Origin of the sequence: Mesorhizobium sp. WSM3868 (assembly GCF_002294785.1) — a bacterium.
Taxonomy (GTDB): Bacteria; Pseudomonadota; Alphaproteobacteria; order Rhizobiales; family Rhizobiaceae; genus Mesorhizobium.
In genome coordinates this window covers 1-3,382 of sequence record NZ_NSGB01000041.1, presented here as the reverse complement: position 1 = coordinate 3,382, position 3,382 = coordinate 1, and the positions used below count along the sequence as shown (strand labels likewise).

At 58.6% G+C, this 3,382-nt stretch carries 2 protein-coding genes; both read left to right on the top strand.

Features of this window, described 5'->3' with window-relative positions; all coding sequences use genetic code 11:
- Positions 1–792: 3-hydroxyacyl-CoA dehydrogenase NAD-binding domain-containing protein (locus CK221_RS29365; RefSeq protein ID WP_143749124.1), on the top strand; the 792-nt coding region annotated here is incomplete at its 5' end.
- Positions 793–846: 54 nt separating this feature from the next.
- Positions 847–3,348, top strand: a complete 2,502-nt coding sequence (locus CK221_RS29360; RefSeq protein ID WP_095780262.1) for a CoA transferase — start codon at positions 847–849, stop codon at positions 3,346–3,348.
- Positions 3,349–3,382: the final 34 nt, after the last annotated feature.

Genomic DNA, 3,382 nt, shown 5'->3' with positions numbered 1-3,382 from the left:
CGTCTATTGGCCGGCCTCGACCGCTATGAGCCGCAGTTGCGAGAGCTAAACAGGCCGACCGCACGTAACCGCCTTCGACTTTGCGCCACTCTGGGTGAGGCGGTGGCCGAGGCTGAGCTCGTTCAGGAAAATGCCCCGGAGCAGTTAGATCTCAAAAAAGCGCTGGTCCAGGACATCGCCGGTCTAGCGCCGGTCGATGCGATTATCGCCTCCTCTACATCGGGACTTTTGCCAGCCGATATCGCAGGAGACATTCCCAATCCGGGACGCCTGCTCGTAGCGCATCCTTTTGCCCCGCCGCACCTGGTCCCGGCCATGGAGATCGTCGGCACACCTGAGATGCCGCCTGAAAAACTTGAAGCTGCAGTCCAATTCTACCGCAGCATCGGCCAAGAACCGGTCGTAATGTCGCAGGCGATTCCAGGCTTTATCGGCAATCGGCTGCAAGCCGCGATGTGGCGCGAGGGGTTCCATATGATCGCGGCCGGCGAAGCTACGATGGAAGAGATCGACACTATCATTAAGCGCGGGCCTGGTCTGCGCTATAGCATCAATGGACCATGTGAGGGACAATTGGATTGGATCGATCCTCAGGCCTCGGGCGAGATCGATGAAGAGAGGTGGTCGATCCTCATGCAGACTGACTGGAGCCGACTGCCCGGTCCGCCGCTGACCGATGCACTGCGCGACATCCTTCGTCCGCAACTTCTGGCAGCGCGGGCCAGGAAGCTCACCGACGAGGCCTGGGGGAATGGTCTAATCGCAATGCGACGGGCGGCGGACACTATCTGAGCTACTGCACGTGCTCGCCGTTTCGGCATGCAACACACTGTCTAGGGCAAAGAAATGCAGATGCCACATCCGCCCCTTCCTCTTTCCGGCATAAAGGTTGTTGATTTCGGGCAGTACGTTGCGGGTCCCGCAACGGCGATGATCCTTGCCGATCTTGGTGCAACGGTCGTGCATGTCGATCCGCCATCTGGTCCGCTGTGGGAGAGCCCGGCAAATGCGACCCTCAATCGAAATAAGTTGATCGTCACGATCGATTTGAAGAGCGACGAGGGTGTGGCCCAGGCGCTGGCACTCGTTGGTGAAGCGGACATCGTTATCGAAAATTTTCGGCCCGGTGTGTTGGCGCGACTCGGCATCGACTTCACCGCGATCCGGGAAGACCGGCCCGAATTGATCTTAGTGTCCATTCCGGGCTTTTCCTCCAACGATCAGCTCCGTCGCGAGTGGCGCGCATTCGAATCCGTCGTTGCCGCAGCCTCCGGCGTGTTTAGCGTTATGTCTCTAAACCGGACCCTGATGGGGATTGATCCGTCCTTTACGCCGCTACCTCTGGCATCCGCCTACGGCACCCTGTTTGCAGCATCTGCAATCGTCTTAGCGCTTCAGGCGCGGGAGCGCAGCGGCATTGGTGACCTGATCGAGGTACCTCTCGCATGCGCGGTGATGGAAGGTCTTGCCTACAATTCGATCAGCATCAGCGATCTCCCGTCCCGCTACAAATCACAAACTGAGATTGAGCTCGAACGCCGGATCGAAAACGCATTGCCGATGGACCTATCCTACGAGTCTACTCGGGAACTGCTCAATCCATTTTGCCGCAGTTATAAGTGCAAGGACGGCCGCATGTTCTATGTGCTCTGTCCCGGCCACAAGCATCATCCGATTCGCTGTTTAAAAGTGCTCGGCCTCTACGACGAATTGGTGGCCGAGGGGCTAGCAGAGGAGGATGTCTATCTTCCAGCCAGCGAATGGCAATCCGACGTTTCGTTCGATGCGTTGCCGCGAGACTGGGTCGACAAGATCGCTGAAAGGATGAAGGCAGCTTTTTTAGGCCGGACGTCAACAGAATGGGAGCATCTCTTCGGAGAAGGACGCATTCCGGCCGCGCCCCAGCGTTGGTTGCAGGAATGGATCGGCGACGACCACGCAGCTTCCGCGGGCCTGATGATTAAGGTCGACGACCCTACTTATGGTCAGATGGCCCAGCCCGGACCTATGGTCTGGCTCGAGGAAAGCGGCGAAGCGATGTTGAACCCGGCGCCGAGAAAATGGGTCACCTTCGACCAGGCGGTCGCCGCGCTCTCGGCAATGCCGGCCAAGGCGCCAACGCGCCGCTTGGCGGAAGAACCGAACGGATGGCTTGACGGCGTACGAATTCTGGATCTGACCAATGTTGTCGCCGGTCCGCATTCGACCTCCTATCTCGCCCGGTTCGGAGCAGAGGTGATTAAAATCGACCCGGCCAGTCCACTTTACGAGCCCTCGATCACTGTCATCTACGGCCTCAACCACTTGCGGGGCAAGCGCTCGGCTCTCGTGGACATTAGCTCATCTGGCGGTCGAGAGGCCTTCAAACGGCTGGTGAAATCGGTCGATGTCGTGGTCTGGAATGCGCCGGACCGGCAGGTCAAACGCATGGGGCTCGATCGGGAGAACTTGAAAGATCTCAATCCGAACGCGATTTTCTGTCAGCTGGATTGCTTCGGTGGAGTCCGCCGCGGCTCGCGGAGCGATTATCTCGGCTATGAAAACAACGTCCAGGCGGCGACTGGTATCATGCTTAGATTTGGTGGCTCGAGCGAGACGCCTGAGGATCACGTGGGCGTCGGTACGCTGGACGTGATGGGCGGGTTGAGCGCGGCTCTCGGCATCGCCGTGGCATTGTTTCAGAAGCTGAGGACTGGCCAAGCGGGGCGCGCCCGGACGTCTTTGTCGGCACTCTCCGGCCTGGTGCAGATTCCGTTTTGCTACGACTATGAAGGGCGTGGACCATTCCACGAACCATCCGGCCCGGCTTCCAGGGGCTATGATGCACTTAACTGTCTCTATGAGACGGCCTCAGGCGGGAGCCTCGTCGTCAGCGCGTCTGAGCGAGACCTGCCCCGATTTGCCGAAGTCGAGGGCCTTCAAGGTTTGTCTGATATGCCGAAGGACTGTCGCATGTCGTTCCTGGCCGAAGCCTTCCTGACGAATTCAGCCGAGGAATGGATGTCAAGGCTCCGATCAGCCGACATTGGAGCTGCAATATGCGAGGACATTGCCGTTCTGCGGTCAAAACATACGAGGATTGCGGATGGTGCTCCGGGCACTGATCAAGGCAGTTACTCCTTCTCGACGCTGCTCAATGACCCAAGCGGTCACGTCCTCACGCAGGTCGACCCTTATGCAGTGCGACCCACGTCTGCAAAGATTTACCCGCCATTGCCAGCCGAAAAATATGGAGCATCGACGCGGCAAATTCTTCGCAGCCTGCACTTTAGCGAGCGAGAGATCGTAGAGCTTTTCGCTACGGGCCAAGCCAGCGAAAGCTGGAGCCGCGAATATTTGCCCAGCTGAGGCTATTCTGAATTGATCATGCCGGCGAATGGGC

Coding starts and splice junctions, on each gene's coding strand:
- CK221_RS29360 (WP_095780262.1), top strand. CDS start 847: ATGCAGATGCCACATCCGCCCCTTCCTCTTTCCGGCATAAAGGTTGTT.